Raw genomic sequence first — 26,759 nt, forward strand, 5'->3', positions numbered from 1 at the left:
GTTATTCGTCGTCGTCGAAGTTGTACATGCCCGGGGCAAGGTTCTCGAAGCGGGTGTACTTGCCGATGAACGCCAGGCGCACGAAGCCGATGGGGCCGTTACGCTGCTTGCCGATGATGATTTCCGCCACGCCCTTGTGCTCGGTCTCGGGGTGATACACCTCGTCGCGGTAGACGAACATGATCACGTCGGCGTCCTGCTCGATCGCACCGGATTCACGCAAGTCGGAGTTCACCGGGCGTTTGTTCGGCCGCTGTTCCAGGGAGCGGTTCAGCTGCGACAGGGCGATGACCGGGCAGTTGAACTCCTTGGCCAGGGCCTTGAGCGAGCGGGAGATCTCGGAAATCTCGTTGGTACGGTTGTCACCGGCCGAACCGGGGATCTGCATCAGTTGCAGGTAGTCGACCATGATCATGGCAATTTCGCCGTGCTCACGAGCCAGGCGCCGGGTGCGCGCGCGCATCTCCGAGGGGCTGATGCCGGCGGTGTCGTCGATGAACAGCTTGCGGTCGTTGAGCAGGTTCACCGCCGAAGTCAGGCGCGGCCAGTCGTCGTCGTCGAGCTGGCCGGAACGCACCTTGGTCTGGTCGATACGGCCCAGCGACGACAGCATACGCATGATCAGCGATTCACCTGGCATCTCGAGGGAGAACACCAGCACCGCCTTGTCGGTACGCAGTACGGCGTTTTCCACCAGGTTCATGGCGAAGGTGGTCTTGCCCATCGATGGACGGCCGGCAACGATGATCAGGTCGGCCGGCTGCAGGCCGCTGGTCTTCTCGTCCAGGTCGGTGAAGCCGGTGGAAACACCGGTGATGTCGCTGTCGGAGTTGAACAGCGTGTCGATACGGTCGATGGCCATGGTCAACAGTTCGTTGACCCCCACCGGGCCGCCGGTTTTCGGCCGCGCCTCGGCGATCTGGAAGATCTGCCGCTCGGCATCGTCGAGGATTTCTTCGGCATTGCGCCCTTGCGGGTTGAATGCGTTATCGGCGATATCGGTACTGATACTGATCAGCTGGCGCAGGGTGGCACGCTCGCGAATGATCGCGGCGTAGGCCTTGATGTTGGCCACCGACGGGGTGTTCTTGGCCAGTTCGGCCAGGTACGCCAGGCCGCCGACCTGCGAGGACAGGCCTTCCTTGTCCAGCTGCTCATGCAGCGTGACCACGTCGAAGGGCTGGTTGGCGTCCGCCAGCTTGTGCACGGCACGGAAGATCAGGCGGTGGTCATGCCGATAGAAATCGCCATCCGACACCTGGTCCAGTACGCGCTCCCAGGCGTTGTTATCCAGCATCAGGCCACCGAGCACGGCCTGTTCGGCCTCGATGGAATGCGGCGGCACCTTCAGGGCTGCGGTTTGCAGGTCAAGCTGTTCGGGGGTGGTGATCTCGTTCATGGCCACGAAAGAATTCTTGAGGATGAAAAAGACAAAGGGCACGGCCTGTCAAAAACAGGACCGTGCCCGATGTTAACCGCCCGGCTCACGAGGAGCCAGCCAGTCAGCGCAGCTTAGGCAGCTACGACGACCACACGTACGGTGGCTTCAACGTCGCTGTGCAGGTGCACGGCTACGTCGTATTCGCCAACCTGACGGATGGTGCCGTTCGGCAGACGAACTTCAGCCTTGGCCACTTCAACGCCGGAGGCGGTCAGGGCGTCAGCGATGTCGTGGGTGCCGATCGAACCGAACAGCTTGCCTTCGTCGCCAGCGGTGGCAGTGATGGTCACTTCCAGCTCGGCCAGTTGGGCAGCGCGGCTTTCAGCCGAAGCTTTCTTGTCAGCAGCTGCTTTTTCCAGCTCGGCGCGACGCTCTTCGAACGCAGCCAGGTTGGCGGCGTTGGCAACGGTGGCCTTGCCGAATGGCAGCAGGAAGTTACGGCCGTAACCAGCCTTAACCTTTACTTTGTCGCCCAGGTTGCCCAGGTTAGCGACTTTTTCCAGCAGGATCAGTTCCATTTGGTAAAACCTCTTAACTTTTAACCTTCACCGTTCGCGGAGTCATTCCCCTTGGGGGACTTGCGACCGCGAAAATCAATCAGGCTGTCGACAATGGCCAAAACCACCAGCAACGGATAAATCAGCTGCATGATCAGCGGCAACGTCACGTACATCCCCACCAGCCAGAAACCGGCCAGTCGGCCCTGCGCCACCAGCCCGTGCATCAAGGCGATGCCGGCCAGCACCAGTACCAGGCTCGAGGCCGATGCCAGGACGATGAACTGCGGCCCGATGAACGGGGCCACCACCATCACTGCCACCAAGACCGCCATGGTCTGTTTCGGCAACTTCAGGGCGCGAAACTCGCGACCGAAGCCTCCAGGGTTGTACAACGCTGCCTGCCAGTAGCGCGCCAGCACCAGGGCCAACACACTGAACAATTGCACTGTCACTGCTGTGGAAGCGACCAGCACGGGGCGGATCAGCTCACCGGAAAGCACCGGTTGCCCTTCGATTTTCGGCATGGCGTCGGCAAACGCCTTGGCCAGCCCGTCGAAGGTTTGCGCCAGCGCCAGATCGAGCACGAGGCTGAAAGCCACGGCGAACACGGCACTGACCAGCAACACCCGGCTCCAGGGATGCTCGGCGCGCAGCAGCGCAGCCAGGCCCAGGGCACCCGCGATCACCAGGAAGGTGATCGGATCGCCCATGACCCACACGGCCAGCCCGGCCAGCAGGCCGCCGGCGATGACCGTAGTAGCATCCTTGAACCCACGCCGCAGCAGCACAAGGCTGCCGGCAGCGGCACTCAACCAGAACAGCAGCGGCAGTACCGCACTGATGACCACCACCAGGGTGGCCTGCACACGACCGCGCATGATGAAACTTGCTAACGCTCGCATGCTAATCCCTTACTGCTTGTCGACGACCCGGTCTCAGCGGCCGTGGCTGTCGGTGTAGGGCAGCAGGGCCAGGAAGCGGGCGCGCTTGATAGCGGTAGCCAGCTGACGCTGATAACGAGCTTTGGTACCGGTGATACGGCTTGGAACGATCTTGCCGGTTTCGGATACGTAAGCTTTCAGGGTGTTGAGATCTTTGAAGTCGATCTCTTTCACGTCTTCAGCAGTGAAGCGGCAGAATTTACGACGACGGAAGAAACGTGCCATTTAATAGGCTCCTCTAAAGGTCCGTGGATTACTCGTCAGCGTTATCGCTGGAGTCGCTGTCATTGCTGTCGTCGCCGTCGGCGGATTCAGCATGCTCAGGACGCTCACGACGCTCACGGCGCTCGCTGCGGTTTTCTTCAGCCTTCAGCATCTCGGACTGGCCGGTAACGGCTTCGTCGCGACGGATGACCAGGTTACGGATAACGGCATCGTTGTAGCGGAAGTTGTCTTCCAGCTCGGCCAGGGCCTTGCCGGTGCACTCAACGTTCAGCATCACGTAGTGAGCCTTGTGAACATTGTTGATTGCGTAGGCCAGTTGACGACGGCCCCAGTCTTCCAGGCGGTGGATCTTGCCACCATCTTCTTCGATCAGCTTGGTGTAACGCTCAACCATGCCGCCGACTTGCTCGCTCTGGTCCGGGTGAACCAGGAAGATGATTTCGTAATGACGCATGAATGCTCCTTACGGGTTAGTAGTCTGCCAGTGGATCTGGTCAGACAAGGAGTGAATGACACTGGTGTGTCTTGCCAGGGAGTAGAGGCACATGCGCACCTGCCAGCTCGGCAAGGGGCGCAATTGTAGAGAAGGCGGGACACACAAGCAAGGAAATTGGCGATTATTTGAACAGCCAGAAACATATTCACAATGTGCAAGGCCCCATTCGCGGGCACGCCCGCTCCCACGGGTTCAGCGCAGCCTTTGGCATTGCAGATTACCTGTGGGAGCGGGCGTGCCCGCGAAGAGGCCGGTACAGGCTATCGATCAGCGCTTGGCCTGCCGCTGACGCACGGCCTCGAACAGGCAAACCCCGGTCGCCACCGAGACGTTCAGGCTGCTGACGCTACCGGCCATCGGCAGCTTCACCAGGAAATCGCAATGCTCACGGGTCAGCCGGCGCATGCCCTTGCCTTCCGCGCCCATGATCATCACCAGCGGCCCGGTCAGGTCCTGCTGGTAGATCTCCTGCTCGGCTTCGCCAGCGGTACCGACCACCCACAGGCCACGCTGCTGCAACTTCTCCAGGGTGCGTGCCAGGTTGGTCACGGCCACCAGCGGGATCACTTCCGCCGCACCGCAGGCCACCTTGCGCACCACCGGGGTCAGGGTTGCAGACTTGTCCTTGGGCACGATCACCGCCGTGGCACCGGCCGCATCGGCGGTACGCAGGCAGGCACCCAGGTTATGCGGGTCGGTGACGCCGTCCAGCACCAGGATCAGCGGCGGCGTTTCGCTGCGTTCGAGCAATTCCTCGAGCATCAGCTCGCCCCACACCTGGCTCGGGCTCACCTCGGCAACCACGCCCTGGTGCACGCCCTCGACCCAGGCATCCAGCTCACGACGCTCGGCCTGGCCAACCGCCACGCGGTTTTCTGCGGCCAGTGCCAGCAACGCCTGGATGCGCGGCTCGCTGCGCCCTTCCGACAGCCAGATCTGCTTGACCCGCTTCGGATGGTGCTGCAGCAACGCCTGCACGGCGTGCACGCCGTAGATCTTTTCCAGCTGACTCATGACTTGTTCTTGCCCTTGCGTGGCGCACCGGACTTCGGCGGGCCTTTACGGTGCTTGGTCGGCTTGCCAGAGGACTTGCCGCCCTTGTCCGACTTGCTGCCGGCATGGCCGCTGCTGCGCGCCTCGCTCATCAGCGCCTTCTTCATTTCGCGGCTCTTGCGCACTTCGGCGTTACGCTGCACGGCGTCTTTCGGGAAGTACGCCTCGGCGGTCTCGCTCTTGCGGCTGCGCGGTTTCGGCGTGGCCTTGGCCTCGACCGGTGGCTGCTCGGCCTGGGCGGCAGCCGGCGCGGCGCCACGCTGCTTGCGGCCGATCGGTGCGGCAAGGGTGTTTTCCGACACCTCGAAGTCGATCTTGCGCTCGTCCAGGTCGACGCGCATCACCTTGACTTCGATCGTGTCACCCAGGCGGAAGCTGCGTCCGGTACGTTCGCCGGACAGGCGGTGGTGCACCGGATCGAAGTGGTAGTAGTCACCCGGCAGCGCACTCACGTGCACCAGGCCTTCTACATAGATGTCGGTCAGCTCGACGAACAGGCCGAACCCGGTCACTGCAGTGATCACGCCCGGGAAGGTCTCGCCCACGCGGTCTTTCATGAACTCGCACTTGAGCCAGTTGACCACGTCACGGGTGGCTTCGTCGGCCCGGCGCTCGGTCATCGAGCACTGCTCGCCGAGTTGCTCGAGGGTATTCTCGTCATACGGGTAGATACGCGCCTTGGGGATGCTCATGGCGCCGGCACGCTTGACGTGCGGGGTATCGACCCGGGAGCGGATGATGCTGCGGATGGCGCGGTGCACCAGCAGGTCCGGATAACGACGAATCGGCGAGGTGAAGTGGGTGTACGCCTCGTAGTTCAGGCCGAAGTGGCCGTTGTTTTCGGTGCTGTACACCGCCTGGCTCAGCGAGCGCAGCATCACGGTCTGGATCAGGTGGAAGTCCGGGCGCCCGGCGATACTTGCCAGCAGGGCCTGGTAATCCTTCGGCGACGGGTCCTTGCCCTTGTGCAGGGTCAGGCCCAGCTCGCCGAGGAAGGCGCGCAGCTTTTCCAGGCGCTCCGGCGGCGGGCCGTCGTGCACGCGGTACAACGCAGGCACGCCATGCTTCTGCAGGAATTCGGCGGTGGCCACGTTAGCCGCCAGCATGCACTCCTCGATCAGCTTGTGGGCGTCGTTGCGCACGGTCGGGCGGATTTCCGCGATCTTGCGCTCGTCGCCGAAGATGATGCGGGTTTCCTGGGTCTCGAAGTCGATCGCGCCACGGGTGTGGCGTGCGGCCACCAGCACCTTGTACAGGTTGTACAGGTTCTTCAGGTCCGGCACGACTGCCTTGTACTCCTCGCGCAGCGCCTTGCCCTCACGGGTACGGGAGTGCTCGAGCATGCTGCTGACCTTGTTGTAGGTCAGGCGGGCGTGGGAGTGGATGACGCCTTCGTAGAACTGGTAGTCGACCATCTGCCCGGCCTTGTTCATGGTCATTTCACAGACCATGGCCAGGCGATCGACATGCGGGTTCAGCGAGCACAGGCCGTTCGACAGCTCCTCGGGGAGCATCGGCACCACGCGCTCGGGGAAGTACACCGAGTTACCACGCTGCTGCGCCTCGACGTCCAGGGCCGAACCCAGGCGCACATAGCTGGACACATCGGCGATCGCCACATACAGGCGCCAGCCGCCGGAGAACAGGCGCAGCTTGCCCAGCGGCTCGCAATACACGGCATCGTCGAAGTCGCGGGCGTCCTCGCCGTCGATGGTGACGAAGGGCAGGTGGCGCAGGTCGACCCGCTTCTCCTTGTCCTTCTCTTCGACTTCGGAGCGGAACTTGCGCGCTTCCTTGATCACTTCCTTGGGCCAGACGTGCGGGATGTCGTAGCTGCGCAGGGCAACGTCGATTTCCATGCCCGGGGCCATATAGTTGCCGATGACTTCGACCACGTCGCCTTGCGGCTGGAAGCGCGGGGTTGGCCAGTGAGTGATCTTGATCTCGACGAACTGGCCGATCTTCGCGCCACCATTGCGCCCGGCAGTCACCAGCACTTCCTGCTGGATCTTCGGGTTGTCCGGGGTCACGTAGCCGATACCGCCTTCTTCGAAGTAACGGCCGACCACGCTTTCGTGGGCACGGGAAATAATCTCGACCAGCACGCCTTCGCGGCGGCCACGGCGGTCGACGCCAGATACGCGGGCCAGGCCGCGGTCACCGTCGAATACCAGGCGCATCTGCGCCGGGCTGAGGAACAGGTCTTCGCTGCCGTCATCCGGGATCAGGAAACCGAAGCCGTCACGGTGGCCGGAGACGCGGCCGCAGATCAGGTCCAGCTTATCCACCGGGGCATAAGTGCCGCGCCGGGTATAGATAAGCTGGCCGTCACGCTCCATGGCGCGCAGGCGGCGGCGCAGGGCTTCGATCTGGTCTTCGTCGTGAAGACCGAACTCGGCCGCCAGCTCCTCGCGCGCGGCCGGTTCGCCACGGTCGGCAAGGCGCTGCAGGATCAGCTCACGGCTGGGAATAGGGTTGTCGTATTTTTCCGCTTCGCGAGCGGCCTCGGGATCGAGGGATTGCCAATCGGCCATCAGAAGGGGTTCACCTTGGGGTATATAGATAGGAATTCTGGCATAGGCGTATTGAAACCGGAAATGTCAGCCTTGGACAGCCCCACCGGCACCTCGTGCGGACAGGAATAGGCCTGCGGAATCAACAAGTTGAATTTTTTGAAATTTTTTTTGCTCAGGGGGTTTACAGCCCCCCGGGCCGTCCGTATAGTGCGCACCACAACGACGGACAACCCCGAAGTTGTAGTAGAGATGAACGACGCTGTAAAGCATCTTTTGATCTCGAATGTGTGCCCAGGTGGCGGAATTGGTAGACGCGCTGGTTTCAGGTATCAGTGGCTTAACGGCCGTGGAAGTTCGAGTCTTCTCCTGGGCACCAAATATTTTCAAGTAACAGATGACCAAGGATCTGTTGCTACTGTGTGAAAGCGAACGATAGTCGCCTTCTCCAGACGATGTAAAGCTTTGCCCAGGTGGCGGAATTGGTAGACGCGCTGGTTTCAGGTATCAGTGACTTAACGGTCGTGGAAGTTCGAGTCTTCTCCTGGGCACCATACAAAAACCCACTAGCTTGCTAGTGGGTTTTTTCTTGCCTGCGATTTTTGTATCGCCCTCTCCTGCCGGGATTGCTCTGGCGCTCGATCTCACAGGCGCAACAAGGCCCAAGGCGATCCGCCCATGAATTTCTCCTCATCCGGCCACTTGAGAAACGATTTCGTTTACCATTGTTTCCAAATATGTAGCCGTAAGCGAGGAAGTACCCGCATGACGATCCGCCCGCAACCGCTGATGCGTACCTTGGCCGCCGCCGTGCTGAGCCTGGTCATCGGCGCTCCGGCCGCCATGGCAGATGCACCGGTCACCCTGACCATGTACAACGGCCAGCACAAGGAAATCGGCGAAGCCATCGCCAAGGCCTACGAGGCCAAGACCGGTATCCACATCAACATCCGCAAGGGCAGCAGCAACCAGCTGGCCAGCCAGATCATCGAGGAAGGCGACCGCTCGCCGGCCGACATCATCTACACCGAAGAGTCCCCGCCCCTGAACAACCTGGGCGAGCTGGGCCTGCTGGCAAAGATCGACGATGCCACGCTGAACATGCTGCCCAAGGAATATGTTGGCGCCAACGGCACCTGGATGGGCGTCACGGCACGCACCCGCGTGGTCGTGTACAACCCGAAGAAGATCGACGAGAAAGACCTGCCGACTACCGTCATGGATTTCGCCGGCCCTGAATGGGATGGCCGCGTCGGCTATGTACCCACCAGCGGAGCATTCCAGGAACAGGCTGTGGCCATCCTGAAGATGCACGGGCGTGAAGCCACCGAAGAATGGCTGACCGGCCTGAAAGCCTTCGGCAAGACCTACACCAACAACATGGTCGCCCTGAAGGCCGTGGAAAAAGGCGAAGTCGCCGCTGTGCTGGTGAACAACTACTACTGGTACGCCCTGGAACGCGAGCGCGGCAAACTCGACTCCAGGCTGTACTACCTGGCCGATGGCGATGCCGGCAACCTGGTAACCATCTCCGGTGCAGCAGCGGTCAAGGCCAGCAAGCACCCGAAGGAAGCCCAGGCCCTGCTCAACTGGATGGCCAGCGAAGAAGGCCAGCGCGTGATCACCCAGACCACCGCCGAATACCCGCTGCACAAGGGCATGGTTTCCGACCGTGGCCTGAAACCGTTCGAAGAGCTGCGCCCGCCGAAGATTTCGCCGGCGGACCTGGGCAATGCCGAGGAAGCCATCGAGCTTGAACGCGAGGTCGGCCTGCTCTGATGACTGCCGCCCTGTCCGAGCCGGTGCCGGTACGCTTCGTACCGCGCCGCAAGCGCCCTTCCGTCTGGGTGGTGCTGCCTGTGCTGTTCCTGGTGGCAATGAGCTTGCTGCCATTGGCCTATGTCGCCATCAAAGCCTGGGAAGCCGGCTGGCGCGAGGCGTTGCACCTGCTGTGGCGGCCATTTGTCTGGGGTTTGATGCGTAACACCCTGATGCTGATGGTCGGGGTGACGCTGGCCTGCATGGTGGTCGGCCTGGCCCTGGCCTGGCTGCTGGAGCGCAGCAACCTGGTCGGGCGCAGGCTGTGGGGGGTGGTACTGTGCCTGCCATTCGCCGTGCCGTCGTTCGTCAGCAGCTTCACCTGGGTATCGCTGAGCTCGGACTTCGAAGGCCTGGGCGGGGCGATCCTGGTCATGGCCCTGTCCAAGTACCCGCTGGTGTTCCTGCCAGTGGCGGCTACCCTGCGCAACCTAGATACCTCGCTGGAGGAATCGGCGCGCACCCTGGGTTGCAGCCGCTGGGGGGTATTCGTCAAGGTCACCCTGCCATTGTTGTGGCCATCGATGCTCGGCGGCGCACTGCTGATTGCCTTGCACATGCTGGTGGAGTTCGGCGCGCTGTCGATCCTCGGCCTGCAGACCTTCACCACGGCGATCTACCAGCAGTTCGAACTGGAGTTCAGCAATGCCAATGCGGCCATGCTGTCGGCAGTACTGCTGGCGCTGTGCCTGGTGATGCTGTGGCTGGAATTGCGCGTGCGCGGCAAGGCCCGCCACGTGCGCATCGGCCAGGGCGTGGCACGCCGCGCGCAGCCGGTGCGGCTACGCGGCTGGGCCGTACTGGCGCAGCTGTTCTGTGTCGCCCTGGCAGTACTGGGCAGTGGTATTCCGCTGGCCATGCTCGGCTACTGGCTGAGCGTGGGCTCATCGGCGGCGTTTCCGGTGGCGGCCATCTCCAAGGCGCTGTTCACCTCGCTGTCGGTATCGCTTGGTGGTGCCGGCTTCTGCGTGCTGCTGGCCCTGCCGATCAGCTTCCTGGTGGTGCGCTACAAAGGCCGCCTGGCGATCTGGGCCGAACGCCTGCCGTACCTGCTGCACGCCCTGCCCGGCCTGGTGATCGCCCTGACTCTGGTGTTCTTCGCCCTGCACTATGTACCGGCGCTGTACCAGACCACGGCCTTGTTGTTGCTCGCCTACGCACTGCTGTTCCTGCCATTGGCCCAGTCGCCTGTGCGTACTGCGCTGAACAAGGCTTCGCCGACACTGGAGGAAGCCGCACGCACCTTGGGCGCGAACAGTTTTGCCGCGTTCTGCCGGGTGACCTTGCCGATCATCTTCCCGGCCATGGCTGCGGCCTTTGCCCTGGTGTTCCTGGATGCCATGAAGGAATTGACCGCGACATTGCTGCTCAGCCCTACCGGCATGACCACCTTGGCCACCGAGGTGTGGGCCCATACCGCCAACGTCGAGTTCGCGGCCGCTGCGCCTTATGCGGCACTGCTGATCGTGGTGTCAGGGTTGCCGGTCTACCTGCTGACTACGCGGATGTACCTGAACAAGGCGTAACCTGCTTCGCGGGCTTGCCCGCGAAGCAGCCTTCAGGCGATGTTACGCAGCATGCGCCGCACGATAGGCCCGTGAGCCTTGCCGACCGGCAGCATGTAGAGGCGGCCGAACCTGTTGAAGCACCGCACCGAGGTGGTTACGCGCAAGTGTTGCCGCCCCTGCCCTGCTTCAGCCAGGTCCAGGCTCACCATTACCGCCAGGTGCGTGTCGCGCGAAGTCAGGACCAGTTGCTGACCGCTGATCGCCTCGACAGTGAAGAAATCCAGAAGCTCGCCCACCAACGGCACCTGCTCGGGGCGGCGTGATGAGAAACCGTGGATGGCGGCAACATTGAACCGCCGCGAGATGGCGTCGCGCAGGCGGAAGGCCACGGCCAGCCAGCCTGGGACGTGCGAGGTCATGGCGCAGTAGGCCTGGAAGGCGGTCATTGGCGCAGTGACGACGATGCCATCGCAATGAAGAAAATCCAGCTCCGCCGGGACGGCGACCAGTGGGGCAGACATGAACAACTCCCTTTGTCATCTGTCGCCGCCATCATAGCAACACCGCCCCTTGCAGGAGCGTCAGGCTCTGAACTGGCCCAGGCTTGCCCGCAGTTGCGCAGCCAGGTCATCCAGCACCTTGCTGCTGGCCGTGGTCTGCATCACCACCTCGGCCGAGCGCTCGGCCTGTGCGTGGATGTTCTCCACTCGCCCCCGTACTGCCTGCGCACCATGGGCCTGCTGTTCGGCTGCCCGGGTCGCCAGGCCGATGGCCGCATGCACCTGCTCGACCGCCGCCTGCACTGACTGCTGACGACGTTCATTGTCACGCAGCACCAGCAGCCCCTCACTGGCCTTGAGCCCGGCCTGGCTGATGGTCGCCACGGCTTCCTTGGCACCTTTCTGCAAGGCGGCGATATGCGCCTGGATGTCCCCGGTGGAGCTTTGCGTCTTGCTCGCCAATGCCCGCACTTCATCGGCCACAACGGCGAACCCGCGCCCGGTCTCGCCGGCCCGGGCCGCCTCGATGGCAGCGTTGAGGGCCAACAGGTTGGTCTGTTCGGCAATACCGTGGATCACCGTCAGCACCACTTCAATCTGTTCACTCTGCTTGGCCAGCCGCTCGATCACCTGCGAGCCGGTTTCCACCTGCCCGGCCAGGTTCTCGATCAAGCCGGCCAGCTGGGTCGAGGTGCGGCTGTTTTCATCGGTGGCCTGACGAATGTCCACGACTTGTTGCAGCGCCGCCTGCATCGCATGGCTTTCGGCCTGCGCCTCATCAGCCATGCTCGACAGGTCGCGCAGGCTGGCCGCCACTTCATCGCGTTGCAGCGCGGCGGCAGCATCGGCGCCGGCATTGCGCTGGGCCATCGCGCCGATCTCGACTCCGGTACGCTGGGCCACCTCGCCGGCCTCGCGGACGATGGGTTGCAGCTTGTCGACGAAGCGGTTAACCGCCGAAGCCATGTCACCGATTTCGTCGCGGCTGTCGAGCGGCACGCGCTTGGTCAGGTCGCCTTCGCCGGCCGCCAGGTCGTCGAGGGCGGCAATCAACAGGCGCAGCTTGCTCAGCACCCGGCGCCCCAGCACCACGGCCACCACCAGCAGAACGCCCAGCCCGACCAGTACCAGGCCCAGACCGATACGCCAGCGCAGCTCGGCAGCGGCATCGCGCACGGTCTGGGCGGTGTTGGCCTGCATGGCAGCAGCACTGCCCTGCGCCTTCTCCAGACGCTCGCGCAGGGTCTTGCCACTCTCGGCAGCAGCACCGACCAGGCTATCGCCGACCAGCTGCTCGCCGCTGGCGATCAGGGCGGTGAAGCGCTGGTCGAGGGCCTTGAGCTCCTGATCGATGCCGGCCGTGGAAACGCCCATGATCACCTTGCCTATTTCCGCGCCATTGGGGCTGATCGAGGCTTCGACGAAGTACACCGCCGGGTCACGTCGGGCGGCATCGATCACCTTGTCCAGCGCTCGCTCGCCCTGGCCTTTGTCCATCAACGCCTGGTTGATCGGGTTCTGCCGGTTCAGGTAGCGGGTCAGGTGTTGGCCCTGGGCATCGTCATACACCACGAACAACACGTTGGGGTTGCGCTGGGCACGCCGGGCAAAGTCCGAGAGCACCGGTACATCGTTGTCCCAGATCGCACGCGGGGCCACCGAGGCCAGCAGCTGAGCCATGTCGTTGGTGGAGTCCTTGAGGTTCTTTTCCAGGGTACCGCGCAGTTGCTGCTGTTCGCTTTGCAGGCGTGCCGACAACCCTGCACTCAGGCGCTGGCGGGTGCTGCTGGACAGGCTGTCGAGGCCCGAGCGGACATCTTGCCCGGCCTGTTCGAGATCGCTGGCGAGTTCGCGGCTGTCGTTACCCAGGCGTTCGCCCAGTTCGGCCTCCAGTGACGTGACCGTGCTGCGGGTAAGCGCAACGGCTACCAGCACTTGCACCAAAAGGGCGATACCAAGGGCAACAAACACAGGCCGCAAAAGGCGGCTTCGTAACAGTGAGAGGATGGCAGACACGGTGAAACCCTCGTGTATTCTGGCGCCACTACTTTGATGGCATCTTCAGAAGCTTCTTACAGCAAGGGTTGTGCCGGGGGCAGCAGGGATAAGTGCCAAGGTTTAGCAATGGGTTTTCCTGTACCGGCCTCTTCGCGGGCTTGCCCGCTCCCACAGGGACCCCGCACATTCTGAAATTTGTGGAGGCTCTGTGGGAGCGGGCAAACCCGCGAAGAGGCCGGTGCAGGAAAGCACAAATGAAAACGCCGCGGCCCCTTTCAGAGCCACGGCGTCAGATCAGCCTGGCGGGCAGATCAGGCGAACGGATGACGCAGCACGATGGTCTCGTTGCGGTCCGGGCCGGTGGAGATGATGTCGATCGGCGCACCGATCAGCGCTTCGATGCGCTTGATGTAGGCGCGCGCATTGGCTGGCAGTTCTTCCAGGGTTTTCACGCCCAGGGTCGACTCGCTCCAGCCTGGCATCTCTTCGTACACCGGCTCCAGGCCGATGTAGCTGTCGGCATCGGAAGGCGCGTCGATGACGGCACCGTTCTCGTTCTTGTAGCCCACGCAGATGTTGATGGTTTCCAGGCCGTCCAGCACGTCCAGCTTGGTCAGGCAGATGCCCGAGATGCTGTTGACGTCGATGGCGCGACGCAGGATGACGGCATCGAACCAGCCGCAACGGCGGGCACGGCCAGTGGTGGAACCGAACTCGTGGCCACGCTTGGCCAGGGTAGCACCAGTCTCGTCGAACAGTTCGGTCGGGAACGGACCGGAACCCACGCGAGTGGTGTAGGCCTTGGTGATACCGAGGATGTAGTCGAGGTACATCGGACCAACGCCGGAACCGGTGGAGATACCGCCAGCGGTGGTGTTGGAGCTGGTGACGTACGGGTAGGTACCGTGGTCGATGTCCAGCAGCGAACCCTGGGCGCCTTCGAACATGATGTCCTTGCCGGCACGACGCAGGTTGTGCAGCTCGGCAGTGACGTCGAGCATCATCGGCTTGAGCTGTTCGGCGTAGGCCATGCACTCGTCCAGGGTCTGCTGGAAGTCGATGGCCGGCTCTTTGTAGTAGTTCACCAGCTGGAAGTTATGGTAGTCCAGCAGCTCACCCAGCTTGGCAGCGAAACGCTCACGGTGGAACAGGTCGCCCACGCGCAGGCCGCGGCGGGCGACCTTGTCTTCATAGGCAGGGCCGATACCACGGCCGGTGGTGCCGATCTTGGCTTCGCCACGGGCTTTTTCGCGGGCCTGGTCCAGGGCCACGTGGTACGACAGGATCAGCGGCGCAGCCGGGGAAATGCGCAGGCGCTCGCGCACCGGTACGCCCTTCTCTTCCAGCTTGGTGATTTCACGCATCAGCGCGTCCGGTGCAACGACCACGCCGTTGCCGATCAGGCACTGTACGCCTTCACGCAGGATGCCCGAGGGAATCAGGTGCAGAACGGTCTTTTCACCGTTGATCACCAGGGTGTGACCCGCGTTGTGGCCACCCTGGTAGCGCACTACGGCGGCAGCATGTTCGGTCAGCAGATCGACGATCTTGCCTTTGCCCTCATCACCCCACTGGGTGCCCAGGACGACGACATTCTTACCCATTACATTGGTCCTCATTCACGCAAACTTGGTTGTCGGCCTGTTGCCGACGCAGAAACTCACTGGGTCAGCGGCAGAACCTGCCAGCGCCCGTCTTGCTGAATCAATTGCCGATCACAATCCGCCTCGAGAGCAGCACTCAACGGCTGGCCAGGCAGGGCCTGAACCACACGCTGGCCCTCGTTGCGCAACTGGCAGACTTGCTGCCAGAGGGCCGCGTCGCCACTGTCCGGCATCCAGATGCCGCCAGCTGGCAATACGACCTCCGCTCGCCCCAGTGTGACCAGGGTCTTCAAATCCGTGGAAAAACCGGTGGCCGGGCGTGCCCGGCCAAAGTCGGCGCCGATGTCGTCGTAGCGCCCACCCTGGGCGATCGACTGGCCTTCGCCAGGCACGAACACGGCGAACACCACGCCGGTGTGGTAGTGGTAACCGCGCAGTTCGCCGAGGTCGAAGTACAACGGCAGCTCGGGGAAGCGCGATGCCAAGCGATCGGCGATCGCCAGCAGGTCATCCAGCGCCGCCAGCACGCTGGCCGGGGCACGGCCGAGGCGCACGCGGGCCTCGGCCAGCACTTCACGACCACCGCACAGCTCGACCAGCGCGCGCAGCATGTTGCCCAGGTCCTTCGGCAGGTCGGCGGTCAACGCCTGGACCTCATCGACGGCCTTGCGCTGCAGGGCATCGAACAGTTGCTGCTCGACCGCACCAGACAGGCCGGCAGCGCGGGCCAGGCCACGGTAGATACCGACATGGCCGAGGTCCATGTGCACATCCGGGACGTCGGTCAGTTGCAACGTGGCGAGCATCAGGCTGATGACCTCGACATCGCTGGTAGGGCTGGCATCGCCGTACAACTCGGCGCCCAGCTGGATCGGGCTGCGCGAGGTGGACAGGGCACGCGGTTGGGCGTGCAGCACGCTGCCGGCATAGCACAGGCGGCTCGGGCCTTCACGGCGCAGGGTGTGGGCATCGATGCGTGCCACCTGCGGGGTGAAGTCGGCGCGGAAGCCCATCAGGCGGCCGGACTGCGGGTCCACCACCTTGAAGGTGCGCTGATCCAGGTCCTGGCCGGCGCCGGTGAGCAGCGACTCCAGGTACTCGATATGCGGGGTGACGACCAGTTCGTAGCCCCAACTCTGGAACAGGTCCAACACCTGGCGGCGCGCGATCTCGATGCGCGCAGCCTCAGGTGGCAGTACTTCCTCGATGCCATCTGGCAGTAGCCAGCGGTCTACCGTTGCCATTACGCCATTTCCCCTCTGGTCCGGGTGGCTTGCCAGCAGGCGAGCCGTCAGTAAAGCCGGTACCGCGCACAGCAGCGGGCAGCACTGATCCCAGCGCAGCCACCGTACCCGATACCCTCGAATTGCCATGCGACCTGACCAAACCGTCAACTGGCGGTTTGCCAATCAACCTTGCAGACGCAAAAAAGCCGGGAAATTTCCCGGCTGCCTCATCATACACCCCTTTTCAATCAGGATGCACCCCGCCAGGTGTTTTAGCTGCCGGGCGGGGTGCCGCTACATTGAAATCAGGGCCTGAGCATCACGGCCTGCTCTTGTCCAGGAAACGGAAGAACTCGTTCTTCGGGTCCAGGACCAGCACGTCGCTCTTGCTCGAGAAGCTCTCGCGGTACGCCTGCAGGCTACGGTAGAACGCATAGAAATCGGCGTCCTGGGTGTAGGCCTTGGCGTAGATGGCGGCCGCCTGGGCGTCGCCGTCACCGCGGGTTTCCTCTGCTTCGCGATAAGCTTCGGCCAGCAGTACGCGGCGCTGACGGTCGGCATCGGCACGGATACCCTCAGCCAGTTCGTTACCCTTGGCACGATGCTCGCGGGCCTCACGCTCACGCTCGGTGCTCATGCGGTCGAACACGCTACGGTTGACTTCCTTCGGCAGGTCGATGGCCTTGACGCGTACGTCGACCACCTCGATACCCAGCTCCTTGGCGGCCATGCGGTTGAGCGATGCAGTGATGTCAGCCATCAGCGCGTCACGTTCACCGGAAACCACCTCGTGCAGGGTGCGTTTACCGAACTGGTCACGCAGGCCACTTTCCAGACGACGCGACAGACGCTCGTCGGCGATCTGCTTCATGCCGGAAGTGGCGGTGTAGAAGCGCTCGGCATCCTTGACGCGCCACTTGGCGTAGGCGTCGACCATCACTGCTTTCTTCTCCAGGGTCAGGAACCGCTGGGTCGGGGCGTCGAGGGTCATCAGGCGGGCATCGAACTTGCGCACCTGGTTCACGTACGGAATCTTCACGTGCAGGCCCGGCTGGACATCCGCCTGGACCACCTTACCGAAGCGCAGCATTACTGCACGCTCGGTCTGGGCCACGATATAGAAGCTGTTCCAGGCGACGATGGCCAGGACCACGGCGGCGATCAGGGCGATCAGCGATCGGTTGCTCATCAGCGGCTCTCCCTAGTGCGCAGCGGCTGCTGTTGCTGTTGCAGGTCCTGCGCCGCACGGGCGGCCGCATCGTTGACCGATGGCGACACGCTGGTGATTGGCGCGGACGGGTTGCGGCTGCCTTCGACCATCTTGTCCAGCGGCAGGTAGAGCAGGTTGTTCTGCCCATCCTTGGTCGCCACCATGACCTTGCTCGAATTGCTGTAGACCTCCTGCATGGTCTCCAGGTACAGGCGCTGACGGGTCACGTCAGGAGCCTTGCGGTACTCGGCAACCAGCTTGCTGAAGCGGTCGGCCTCACCCTTGGCACGGGCAATGACTTCGTCACGGTAACCGTTGGCATCCTCGATGATGCGCTGGGCCTGACCACGCGCTTCCGGCACCACGCCGTTGGCGTAGGACTCAGCCTGGTTGCGCGCACGCTGCTCGTCTTCGCGGGCACGGATCACGTCGTCGAAGGCCTCCTGCACTTCACGCGGGGCTGCCGCGCTCTGCACGTTGACCTGGGTAACGGTGATACCCGTGCGGTAGTTGTCGAGGAAGCGCTGCAGGCGTTCGCGGATATCCACGGCCATCTGCTCGCGGCCTTCGGTCAGCACCTGGTCCATCGAGGTGGAACCCACCACGTGGCGCAGGGCGCTTTCGGTCGCGTGCTGCAGGCTGACCTCGGGCTGGTCGACGTTAAGCACGAAGTCCTGCAGGTTGCTGATCTTGTACTGGACGGTCAGCGGCACCTCGACGATGTTCTCGTCTTCGGTCAGCATCTGGCCCTGCTTGGTGTAGGCACGCTCGCGCGTGACGTTTTCCATGTACTTGCGATCGATCGGCGGGAAGTAGATGTTCAGGCCGGGACCGACCGTCTCATAGTACTTGCCGAAGCGCAGCACCACGGCCTGCTCCTGCTCGTCGACCACATACACGGCGCTGTACAGCCAGATTGCAGCCAGTACCGCCAGGCCGATGCCCAGCAGGCCCAGGCCACCGCCCTTGCCGACATTGCGGTCGCCGCCGCCACGTTTCTTGCCACTGCCGAACATGCCGTTCAGGCTGTCCTGCAATTTGCGGAAGGCCTCGTCCAGATCCGGCGGACCTTTCTTGTCACCACCGCCGCCACCGCCACCACGGCGGCCGCCCCAGGGATCCTGATTGTTCGAGTTGCCACCCGGCTCGTTCCAAGCCATAGCGCTCTCCATCTGATAAAGCAAAGACGCGCCCACGGCGCGCCGTCCAATGCTACAGAATGCCTGTCACTGCTGCCCGGCGACCTCGACGAGCATTTATTGCAAAGTGTGTTGCTCGACAAACACTTGCGGCTCCATGCCTTCGCGGCTGACCAGGCGATTCAGTTCCACCCTGGGCAGTCGCACGCTCAGCAGGCTGCGCCCTTCTTCATCATGCGCTTCACTCTGCACGGCACCCAAGGCAAAGAATTGCGCGCGCAAGCGGGCAAAACGCTGCTCCAGACACAGGGTACCGACAAACAGATCATCCCCCAGCAACTCGGCAATCGCCTGGCCGACCAGCTCCAGGCCACGCCCATCGCGTGCCGATACCCAGACCCGCTCTGGCTTGCCATCGGCATTGCGCTGGATCTGCGGCTCGACCTCTTCGAGCAGGTCGAGTTTGTTATACACCTCGAGGATCGGCAACCCTTCGGCACCAATCTCGCCCAACACCGCCAGCACCTGCTCGATCTGCTCCATGCGCTCTGGCTCATGGGCGTCGATCACATGCAGCAACAGGTCGGAGTTGCTCGACTCTTCGAGCGTAGCCCGAAATGCCTCGACCAGCTTGTGCGGCAGGTGGCGAATGAAACCCACGGTGTCCGCCAACACGATCGGCCCCAGGTCGTTCAGCTCGAGCCGACGCAGGGTGGGGTCAAGGGTGGCGAACAGCTGGTCCGCGGCATACACCTCGGATGCAGTGAGGGCATTGAACAGCGTGGATTTGCCGGCGTTGGTATAACCCACCAGCGACACCGACGGGATGTCCGCGCGCTTGCGCCCGCGACGCGCCTGCTCACGCTGGCTGCGCACCTTCTCCAGGCGCGACTTGATCTGGCGGATGCGTACCCGCAACAGACGACGGTCGGTTTCCAGCTGGGTTTCACCCGGGCCGCGCAGGCCGATACCACCCTTCTGCCGTTCAAGGTGGGTCCAACCGCGGACCAGCCGCGTGCTCATGTGCTCGAGCTGGGCCAGTTCGACCTGCAGCTTGCCTTCATGGGTACGCGCCCGCTGGGCGAAGATATCGAGGATCAGCCCGGTACGGTCGAGCACACGGCACTCGAACACGCGTTCGAGGTTGCGCTCCTGACTGGGCGTGAGGGTGTGATTGAAAATCACCAGGTCTACCTGTTCGGCATGGACCAGGTCGTGCAACTCTTCGACCTTGCCGCTGCCAATCAGGTATTTGGCGGAAGGCTGATGCCTTGACACCGTGACCAGCGAGACGATGTCGGCACCGGCCGACAATGCCAGCTCCTGAAACTCCTGCGGGTCTTCGCGCGCCTCAGGGTTCTGACCTTCCAAGTGAACGAGCAACGCCCGCTCACCACCACCGTGGCGCTCAAAGAACAATGCAGGCTCCTATCAGGCGTTGCCTGGCTCGCTGTCGCCGTGTTCGGAATCGGACGGGCTTGGCAGGCGAACCGGACGTGCAGGAACCACGGTCGAGATAGCGTGCTTGTAGACCATCTGGCTGACGGTGTTCTTCAGCAGTACCACGAACTGGTCGAAGGATTCGATCGAGCCCTGCAGTTTGATGCCGTTGACCAGGTAAATGGATACCGGGACCTTTTCTTTTCTCAAGGTGTTCAAGTAAGGGTCTTGTAGCGAATGCCCTTTTGACATATGCCGCACTCCTGTAAGGATCAATAATAGAAAATCAAGAAAATCGATAAATTAGGCCGCCCCTTCGCAAGAATAGACGGCAATCAGCAGGGACTCAGCTCAATATGGAGATGGCCCCGAGGTATTTCAAGGTGCGGGACAGATTGTCGCAGGCCAGGCTGTCAAGCCAGTGCACGTCAGGCCAGCCACGCAACCAGGTAAACTGCCGCTTGGCCAGCTGCCGGGTGGCAATGATACCGCGTTCACGCATCTCATTCTCAGTCAGCTTGCCGTCGAGGTAGTCCCAGACTTGCCGATACCCCACTGCCCGTATAGACGGCAGCCCCGCGTGCAAGTCACTTCTGGCCCGCAGCGATCGGACCTCATCGACAAAGCCCTGTTCCAACATTTGCGAAAATCGTAACGCAATTCGCTCATGCAATATGTGACGATCTGTAGGAGCAATCGCCAAACTTGCGACAGTATAGGGCAAATGTCCGCCAGCGCCTGCGTCTGCGTCGCGACTTTCCGCGAATTGACGCTGGCGATGGGCTGTCATGCTCTCGCCACTTACCCGGTAGACCTCCAGCGCGCGGATCAACCGTTGTGGGTCGTTGGGGTGGATGCGTGCCGCTGACTCCGGGTCGACCTCGGCCAGCTGGCGGTGCAACTCGGCCAGGCCCAGGGCTTCGGCCTGGGCCTCCAGCTCGGCACGTACCGCAGCATCGGCGGCCGGCATGTCGGCCAGCCCATCGATCAACGCCTTGTAATAGAGCATGGTGCCGCCCACCAGCAACGGGATCTTGCCGCGCGCGGTGATTTCGGCCATCGCCTCCAGGGCATCGGCACGGAACTGCGCAGCCGAGTAGCTCTCGGCCGGGTCGCGAATGTCGATCAGCCGGTGCGGATAGGTGGCGAGGATTTCCTTCGATGGCTTGGCCGAACCGATGTCCATGCCACGGTAGACCAGTGCCGAGTCGACGCTGATCAACTCGCAGGGCAGAACCTTGGTCAATTCGATGGCCAGGTCGGTCTTGCCGGCTGCCGTCGGGCCCATCAGGAATATTGCAGGGGGCTTGCCGCTCATGTCATCGACCGCGCAGGAAGAGTTTGTCCAGGTCGTCCAGGCCCATCTGGGTCCAGGTGGGCCGACCGTGGTTGCACTGGCCGCTGCGCTCGGTGTTTTCCATGTCGCGCAGCAGGGCGTTCATCTCGGGGATCGCCAGGCGCCGGTTGGCGCGCACGGCGCCGTGGCAGGCCATGGTGCCGAGCAGCTCGTTCAGGTGCGCCTGGATGCGGTCGCTGGTGCCGTATTCCATCAGGTCGGCGAGCACATCCTGCACCAGGCGGTTGGCCTCGGCCTGCTTGAGCAAGGCCGGGATCTGGCGAATCGCCAGGGTTTCCGGGCCCAGGCGCTGCAGTTCGAAGCCCAGGCGCTGGAACCACTGCGCGTGCTCTTCGGCGCAGTCGGCTTCGCGCTGGCTCAGGGCCAGGGTTTCGGGCACCAGCAGCGGCTGGCCACTGAGGCCTTCGCTGGCCATGGCCACCTTCAGGCGTTCGTACATGATGCGTTCGTGGGCTGCGTGCATGTCGACCAGCACCAGGCCGATGGCGTTCTCGGCGAGGATATAGATGCCCTTGAGCTGCGCCAGGGCGTAGCCCAGCGGGGGAATGTCGCCCTGGCTTTCGGGCAGCGTCGACGCCGCGACCACGCCTTCATCCAGCGGCTTGTAGAACTCGCGATACACCGCCTGCGCTTCGGCGGCCGGCAGCGGTTGCGCAGGGCGCGGGGTGTACTGGTACTGGTAGCCCGCACCACTGCCGCCGCCCGCGTAAGACTGCTGCGGGGCCCGTGGCTGTTCGAGCACCGGTGAGGCCAGGCGCATTTCGCCTTGCGGACCGAACTCGCCGGCCTGCGGCCCGGTGGCGCGGATGATTTCAGGCACGGCGGCAGGCGCGGCCAGCTGGTCTTCCGGACGCACGTCGGCCAAGGCGCGATGCAGGGTGCCATAGAGGAAATCGTGCACCGAGCGCCCTTCGCGGAAACGCACTTCATGCTTGGTCGGGTGCACGTTGACGTCGACGCCGTTGGGCTCCAGCTCCAGGAACAGCACGAAGGTCGGGTGTCGGCCGTTGAACAGCACATCGCGGTAGGCCTGGCGCACGGCATGGGCGACCAGCTTGTCGCGCACCGCACGGCCATTGACGAAGAAATACTGCAGGTCGGCCTGGCTGCGCGAAAAAGTAGGCAGGCCGACCCAGCCCCACAGGCGCAGGCCGTTGCGCTCCACATCGATCGGCAGCGCCTGTTCCATGAAGCCCGGGCCGCAGATGGCGCCGACCCGCCGCGCCCGGGCGGTTTCGTCGTGGGCCTCATGCAGGCTGAGGACGCTCTTGCCGTTGTGGCGCAGGTGGAAGCCGACATCGAAGCGCGCCAGTGCCAGGCGCCGGATGACTTCCTGCAGGTGGTCGAATTCGGTTTTCTCGGCCTTGAGGAACTTGCGCCGCGCCGGAGTGTTGAAGAACAGGTCGCGCACTTCCACCGACGTGCCTACCGGATGTGCCGCCGGCTGCACCCGCGGGGTCATGTCGCGGCCTTCGGTTTCCACCTGCCAGGCCTCGGTCGCGCCGGCGGTACGTGAAGTCAGGGTCAGGCGCGCCACCGAGCTGATCGAGGCCAGGGCCTCGCCGCGGAAGCCCAGGCTCAACACCCCTTCGAGGTCTTCCAGTTCGCGAATCTTGCTGGTGGCGTGGCGGGCCAGGGCCAGCGGCAGGTCGTCGGCGGAAATACCACTGCCATCGTCACGCACCCGCAGCAGCTTGACGCCACCCTGCTCCACCTCCACGTCGATGCGTCGGGCGCCGGAGTCCAGGCTGTTTTCCAACAGTTCCTTGGCGACCGAAGCCGGCCGCTCGACAACTTCGCCGGCGGCAATCTGGTTGGCCAGCCGCGGGCTGAGCAGCTGGATGCGCGAACCACCACTCATTGCGAGGCCAATGTGGTGGCAGGAATATCGAGGCGCTGGCCAACCTTCAGCTCATCGGACTTGAGGCTGTTGCTACTGCGCAGGCTGGTCACGCTGACCTGGTAGCGGACCGCGATCATCGCCAGGGTCTCGCCAGGGCGCACCGTGTGCTCACGCGGGCCTGCGGCGATCTTGCCGGTGTCGCGCAGCCAGGCGATGTAGGTGCCAGGCGGCGGGTTCTGCTGGAAGTACTGGCGTACACCGGTATGGATCGAACGGGCGAGGGCCTGCTGGTGGCTCGCGGTGGCAAGCTTGGCCGCTTCGTTGTTGTTCGAGATGAACCCGGTTTCAACGAGGATCGACGGAATATCTGGCGACTTCAGCACCATGAAGCCAGCCTGCTCCACGCGCTGCTTGTGCAGCGAGGTGATACGCCCCATGTTGCCCAGCACCTTCTGCCCGACGTTGAGGCTGGAGCTGAGCGTGGCGGTCATCGACAGGTCGAGCAGCACCCCGGCGAGCATACGGTCCTTGTCGTCGAGGCTGACGTTGCCGGCGCCACCGATCAGGTCGGAGCGGTTTTCCGTATCAGCCAGCCAGCGCGCGGTCTCGGAGGTGGCGCCGCGGTCGGACAGGGCGAACACCGAGGCGCCAAAGGCGGCGCGCGACGGTGCGGCATCGGCATGGATCGAGATGAACAGGTCGGCGCCCTTCTTGCGGGCGATTTCCGTACGCTTGCGCAGCGGAATGAAATAGTCGCCGGTGCGGGTCAGCTCGGCACGGAAGCCTTTTTCACTGTTGATCTGGCGCTGCAGCTCCTTGGCGATCTGCAGCACGATGTCCTTCTCATGCTGGCCACGCGAGCCGGAGGCACCCGGGTCTTCGCCACCGTGTCCGGCGTCGATGGCTACCACGATGTCGCGCTTGCCGTTGGGTACCGGCGGCAGCTTGATCGCGGGCTGGGCCGGAGTGACCGGCACGGCCGGCGTGGTTGCAGGCGTTTGTACCGGTGCCGGTGGCGGGGTTGGCGCACTGGCGGCAATGGCGTCGGCTTCCTGGTCGTACAGGTCGACCACCAGGCGGTTGCCGTACTGGGCATTGGGCGCCAGGGTGAAGCTTTTCGGGGTGACCGACTTTTTCAGGTCGACCACCACGCGCAGGTCGGTCGGGGTACGCTGGGCCGAACGCACGCTGCTGATCGGCGTATTGGAGGTAGCCACGTTCAACGGTGCGGCCAGGGTCGCGCCATTGATGTCGATAACCAGGCGATCCGGTGCGCTCAGGGTGAAGACGCTATGCTGCACAGGGCCAGACAGGTCGAAGACCAGCCGCGTGTTGTCTGGCGCGCGCCACAGGCGCATGCTCTTGACTTGAGTGACGGCCAGAGCGTCAACGGTCACCGTTGTCAGCAGCAGCCCAACGATGGCGACCAGTGCGCGTATGCGCATACCTACCCCACTTACTGTTTATGATGTTCGGCCAGTGCCACGCACCAGGCCTCGCCGCGAGCCCCCTGCGGCGAAAGGTTCAGCGAGCGTCCGCCCGCTTGGGGGCTTATGGTAATGGTCAGGTCAGGCTTTGGCAAAACGCCCGCACCCTTTTGTGGCCACTCGAACAGGCACAGCGGGTCGCCCTCGAAATAGTCACGAATCCCCATGAACTCCAGCTCTTCCGGATCGACTAGGCGGTACAGGTCGAAGTGGAACGCCCGCACCTCACCGATTTCGTAGGGTTCGACCACGGTGAAGGTCGGGCTTTTCACTGCACCAGTATGGCCCAGGCCACGGATCAGGCCACGCGACAGCGTGGTTTTGCCCGCGCCCAGGTCACCCTCCAGAAAGATCACGCCGTGACCGCCGGTCACCTCGGCCAGTTGTGCGCCAAAGGCGACCGTAGCCGCTTCATCGGCCAGAAACAGGTTTAAGCCAGACACGCAGAATGCTCCTCCAACAACTCACGAATGACCGGTGCCAGATCGCTGGCGGCCAGGCCTCTACCTTTGCTTCCCAGGCGCTCGCCCGCACAGGCGTGCAGCCATACTCCCAGCCCCGCTGCCTGCCAGGCATCCAGGCCCTGGGCCAACAGCGCCGCCAGCACGCCCGTCAGCACATCGCCCAGCCCGGCACCGGCCATCGCCGGGTGGCCACGTTCACACAGCAGCAGCTGCCCGGCCGGGTCGGCGACCAGCGTGCCAGCGCCCTTGAGCACGCAGACACTGTTGTACCGCCGCGCCAGCTTGCGCGCGGCGCCCTGGCGGTCGACCTGCACCGCCTCGGTGGAAATCCCCAATAGCCGCGCCGCTTCGCCCGGGTGCGGGGTGAGAATGCTGCCACTGGGCAGGGCCAGCGGGGTGCGCGCCAGCAGGTTCAGGGCATCGGCATCCCACACCTGCGGGCGCTCGGCATTGGCCACCGCCGACAGCAGGCTGCGGCCCCAGGCCGCCTGGCCCAGGCCCGGGCCGACCACCAGCACCGAAGCACGCTCCAGCACCGCCATCAGCTGGTTGGCCGATTCGACCCCCAGGCACATCGTCTCGGGCATGCGGGTGAGGCCGGCAGCCACATGCTCAGGGCGGGTCGCCACGCTGACCAGCCCGGCACCACAGCGCAGCGCGGCTTCGGCGCTGAGCAACACGGCGCCACCGGTGCCGAGGTCGCCACCGACCACCAGCACATGGCCGAAGTCGCCTTTGTGAGCCTGCGCCTGCCGCGCCGGCAGGCGGGCGACACTCACGCTGCTGAGCAGTTGCGGGGCATGGCTGGGGTGTTTGGTCTGCGGCATGCGGTCAAAGGCTCCAATGTCTGGCAGAATTATACGCACCTGAGCCCGTAATGCCTTGCCCATCCATGTCCGCTTGTACGCCTGACCTCGCCCAACTGGCCCAATCCATCAAGATTTGGGGCCAAGAACTCGGTTTTGCCCACGTTGGCATCGCCGGGGTCGACCTTGGCGAACACGAACACCACCTGCAACGCTGGCTCGATGCCGGCTACCAGGGCGAGATGGAGTACCTGGGCGCCCACGGCAGCAAGCGCGCGCACCCGGAGCAGCTGATCCCCGGCACCGTGCGCGTGGTATCGCTGCGCATGGACTACCTGCCCGGCGACACGCAGATGGCGCAGCGCCTGGCGCAGCCGGAAAAGGCCTACGTTTCGCGCTACGCGCTGGGGCGGGACTACCACAAGCTGGTGCGCAAGCGCGTGCAGTTCCTGGCCGACCGTATTCAGGAGGCCATCGGCCCGTTCGGCTACCGCGCCTTCGTCGACAGCGCCCCCGTGCTGGAAAAGGCCCTGGCCGAGCAGGCCGGGCTGGGTTGGATCGGCAAGAACACGCTGTTGCTCAACCGCAAGGCAGGCAGCTATTTCTTCCTCGCCGAACTGTTCGTCGACCTGCCGCTGCCGGTGGATGAAGCCACCAGCAGCGAGCATTGCGGGCGCTGCCAGGCGTGCCTGGACATCTGCCCGACCCAGGCCTTCGTCGGGCCCTATGTGCTGGATGCGCGACGTTGCATCTCGTACCTGACCATCGAACTGAGGGGGCCGATCCCCGTCGAGCTGCGCGCCAAGATGGGTAACCGGGTGTTCGGTTGCGATGATTGCCAGATCGTCTGCCCGTGGAACCGCTTTGCCAGGCCCAGCCAGGAGCAGGACTTCCAGCCACGCCATGGCCTGGAGAATGCCGAGCTGGCCGAGATGTTCCTGTGGGATGAAAGGACGTTCCTGCGCAAGACCGAGGGCGGGCCGCTGCGCCGGGCCGGGTATGAGCGCTGGTTGCGCAACCTCGCGGTGGGGCTGGGCAATGCGCCGTCGACGATCCCGGTGATCGAAGCCTTGAAAGCGCGGCGCGCGGATGCCTCGGTGCTGGTGCGCGAACACGTGGAGTGGGCGTTGGCGCAGCACGGCGTTCAATAGCGAACCAGCCCAGAGCTTACGCCCCATTGTGGGAGCGGG

At 63.6% G+C, this 26,759-nt stretch carries 23 protein-coding genes, 2 tRNA genes and 1 pseudogene; 5 read left to right on the forward strand and 21 right to left on the reverse strand.

The window, feature by feature from the left end; all coding sequences use genetic code 11:
* Nucleotide 1 precedes the first annotated feature (1 nt).
* From dnaB to rnr, 7 genes are all read right to left on the reverse strand, one after another.
* Nucleotides 2-1,399, reverse strand: coding sequence for a replicative DNA helicase (dnaB, locus tag ACLEJP_RS11005; RefSeq protein ID WP_170033000.1), 1,398 nt, complete (start codon nt 1,397-1,399; stop codon nt 2-4).
* Nucleotides 1,400-1,512: 113 nt separating this feature from the next.
* Nucleotides 1,513-1,959, reverse strand: coding sequence for a 50S ribosomal protein L9 (gene rplI / locus ACLEJP_RS11010; protein WP_003249568.1), 447 nt, complete (start codon nt 1,957-1,959; stop codon nt 1,513-1,515).
* A gap of 20 nt (nt 1,960-1,979) precedes the next feature.
* Complete coding sequence (locus ACLEJP_RS11015) at nt 1,980-2,843, reverse strand: hypothetical protein (protein WP_440806365.1); 864 nt, start codon at nt 2,841-2,843, stop codon at nt 1,980-1,982.
* A 33-nt stretch (nt 2,844-2,876) separates the two neighbouring features.
* Nucleotides 2,877-3,107: a 30S ribosomal protein S18 gene (rpsR, locus tag ACLEJP_RS11020; RefSeq protein WP_003249563.1), complete on the reverse strand. Its 231-nt coding sequence runs from the start codon at nt 3,105-3,107 to the stop codon at nt 2,877-2,879.
* Between the two features lie 28 nt (nt 3,108-3,135).
* Nucleotides 3,136-3,561 (reverse strand): 30S ribosomal protein S6, encoded by a 426-nt coding sequence (gene rpsF, locus ACLEJP_RS11025; RefSeq protein WP_013974420.1) that lies wholly within the window; start codon nt 3,559-3,561, stop codon nt 3,136-3,138.
* Nucleotides 3,562-3,870: 309 nt separating this feature from the next.
* Nucleotides 3,871-4,617 (reverse strand): 23S rRNA (guanosine(2251)-2'-O)-methyltransferase RlmB, encoded by a 747-nt coding sequence (gene rlmB / locus ACLEJP_RS11030; RefSeq protein WP_170033004.1) that lies wholly within the window; start codon nt 4,615-4,617, stop codon nt 3,871-3,873.
* Entirely contained in the window at nt 4,614-7,190 is a 2,577-nt protein-coding gene (gene rnr, locus ACLEJP_RS11035; protein ID WP_440806367.1) for a ribonuclease R, read from the reverse strand. Before rnr ends, rlmB begins: the two co-directional genes overlap by 4 nt.
* A 271-nt stretch (nt 7,191-7,461) precedes the next feature.
* Between rnr and ACLEJP_RS11040 the strand changes: the two genes are divergently transcribed.
* The 4 genes from ACLEJP_RS11040 to ACLEJP_RS11055 all read left to right on the forward strand — a co-directional run bounded on the left by ACLEJP_RS11040 (nt 7,462) and on the right by ACLEJP_RS11055 (nt 10,513).
* Nucleotides 7,462-7,548, forward strand: a tRNA-Leu gene (locus ACLEJP_RS11040).
* Nucleotides 7,549-7,636: 88 nt separating this feature from the next.
* Nucleotides 7,637-7,723, forward strand: a tRNA-Leu gene (locus ACLEJP_RS11045).
* A 211-nt stretch (nt 7,724-7,934) separates the two neighbouring features.
* Nucleotides 7,935-8,948 (forward strand): extracellular solute-binding protein, encoded by a 1,014-nt coding sequence (locus ACLEJP_RS11050; RefSeq protein WP_170033008.1) that lies wholly within the window; start codon nt 7,935-7,937, stop codon nt 8,946-8,948.
* Complete coding sequence (locus ACLEJP_RS11055) at nt 8,948-10,513, forward strand: ABC transporter permease (RefSeq protein ID WP_170033009.1); 1,566 nt, start codon at nt 8,948-8,950, stop codon at nt 10,511-10,513. Before ACLEJP_RS11050 ends, ACLEJP_RS11055 begins: the two co-directional genes overlap by 1 nt.
* Before the next feature lie 32 nt (nt 10,514-10,545).
* Here ACLEJP_RS11055 and ACLEJP_RS11060 read toward each other — a convergent pair whose 3' ends face one another.
* From ACLEJP_RS11060 to ACLEJP_RS11125, 14 genes and pseudogenes are all read right to left on the reverse strand, one after another.
* Entirely contained in the window at nt 10,546-11,016 is a 471-nt protein-coding gene (locus ACLEJP_RS11060; RefSeq protein WP_440806370.1) for a DUF2867 domain-containing protein, read from the reverse strand.
* 60 nt (nt 11,017-11,076) lie between these two features.
* Nucleotides 11,077-11,961 carry a methyl-accepting chemotaxis protein gene (locus ACLEJP_RS11065; RefSeq protein ID WP_440806592.1) on the reverse strand — a complete coding sequence of 295 codons (885 nt, stop codon included), beginning with the start codon at nt 11,959-11,961 and terminating at the stop codon, nt 11,077-11,079.
* A gap of 21 nt (nt 11,962-11,982) precedes the next feature.
* Nucleotides 11,983-12,675, reverse strand: a pseudogene (locus ACLEJP_RS11070) (methyl-accepting chemotaxis protein); the annotation flags it as partial.
* Nucleotides 12,676-13,304: 629 nt separating this feature from the next.
* The gene (locus ACLEJP_RS11075; protein ID WP_063911922.1) at nt 13,305-14,597 is read right to left on the reverse strand and encodes an adenylosuccinate synthase; all 1,293 of its coding nucleotides are present in this window, start codon (nt 14,595-14,597) and stop codon (nt 13,305-13,307) included.
* Between the two features lie 56 nt (nt 14,598-14,653).
* Nucleotides 14,654-15,841, reverse strand: coding sequence for an ATP phosphoribosyltransferase regulatory subunit (locus ACLEJP_RS11080; RefSeq protein WP_440806372.1), 1,188 nt, complete (start codon nt 15,839-15,841; stop codon nt 14,654-14,656).
* Between the two features lie 301 nt (nt 15,842-16,142).
* The gene (hflC, locus tag ACLEJP_RS11085) at nt 16,143-17,012 is read right to left on the reverse strand and encodes a protease modulator HflC (protein ID WP_296233903.1); all 870 of its coding nucleotides are present in this window, start codon (nt 17,010-17,012) and stop codon (nt 16,143-16,145) included.
* On the reverse strand, nt 17,012-18,193 hold the full coding sequence (gene hflK, locus ACLEJP_RS11090; RefSeq protein ID WP_440806375.1) for an FtsH protease activity modulator HflK: 1,182 nt from the start codon (nt 18,191-18,193) through the stop codon (nt 17,012-17,014). The genes hflC and hflK overlap by 1 nt, the downstream gene beginning before the upstream one ends.
* 96 nt (nt 18,194-18,289) lie before the next feature.
* Complete coding sequence (gene hflX / locus ACLEJP_RS11095) at nt 18,290-19,591, reverse strand: ribosome rescue GTPase HflX (protein WP_225779435.1); 1,302 nt, start codon at nt 19,589-19,591, stop codon at nt 18,290-18,292.
* Between the two features lie 12 nt (nt 19,592-19,603).
* A complete protein-coding gene (hfq, locus tag ACLEJP_RS11100; RefSeq protein ID WP_003258160.1) occupies nt 19,604-19,864 on the reverse strand; it encodes an RNA chaperone Hfq in 261 nt (86 codons plus the stop codon).
* Between the two features lie 94 nt (nt 19,865-19,958).
* On the reverse strand, nt 19,959-20,930 hold the full coding sequence (gene miaA, locus ACLEJP_RS11105; protein ID WP_440806377.1) for a tRNA (adenosine(37)-N6)-dimethylallyltransferase MiaA: 972 nt from the start codon (nt 20,928-20,930) through the stop codon (nt 19,959-19,961).
* A gap of 1 nt (nt 20,931) precedes the next feature.
* Nucleotides 20,932-22,830: a DNA mismatch repair endonuclease MutL gene (gene mutL, locus ACLEJP_RS11110; protein WP_440806379.1), complete on the reverse strand. Its 1,899-nt coding sequence runs from the start codon at nt 22,828-22,830 to the stop codon at nt 20,932-20,934.
* Nucleotides 22,827-24,257: an N-acetylmuramoyl-L-alanine amidase gene (locus ACLEJP_RS11115; protein WP_440806381.1), complete on the reverse strand. Its 1,431-nt coding sequence runs from the start codon at nt 24,255-24,257 to the stop codon at nt 22,827-22,829. Before ACLEJP_RS11115 ends, mutL begins: the two co-directional genes overlap by 4 nt.
* 11 nt (nt 24,258-24,268) lie before the next feature.
* Nucleotides 24,269-24,727 (reverse strand): tRNA (adenosine(37)-N6)-threonylcarbamoyltransferase complex ATPase subunit type 1 TsaE, encoded by a 459-nt coding sequence (tsaE, locus tag ACLEJP_RS11120; protein ID WP_406822297.1) that lies wholly within the window; start codon nt 24,725-24,727, stop codon nt 24,269-24,271.
* 2 nt (nt 24,728-24,729) lie between these two features.
* Nucleotides 24,730-25,590 carry an NAD(P)H-hydrate dehydratase gene (locus tag ACLEJP_RS11125; protein ID WP_289133693.1) on the reverse strand — a complete coding sequence of 287 codons (861 nt, stop codon included), beginning with the start codon at nt 25,588-25,590 and terminating at the stop codon, nt 24,730-24,732.
* Between the two features lie 65 nt (nt 25,591-25,655).
* Between ACLEJP_RS11125 and queG the strand changes: the two genes are divergently transcribed.
* Nucleotides 25,656-26,720, forward strand: a complete 1,065-nt coding sequence (queG, locus tag ACLEJP_RS11130) for a tRNA epoxyqueuosine(34) reductase QueG (protein ID WP_440806595.1) — start codon at nt 25,656-25,658, stop codon at nt 26,718-26,720.
* Nucleotides 26,721-26,759 lie beyond the last annotated feature (39 nt).

It is taken from the genome of Pseudomonas sp. SMV7 (genome assembly GCF_052041995.1).
GTDB lineage: Bacteria > Pseudomonadota > Gammaproteobacteria > Pseudomonadales > Pseudomonadaceae > Aquipseudomonas.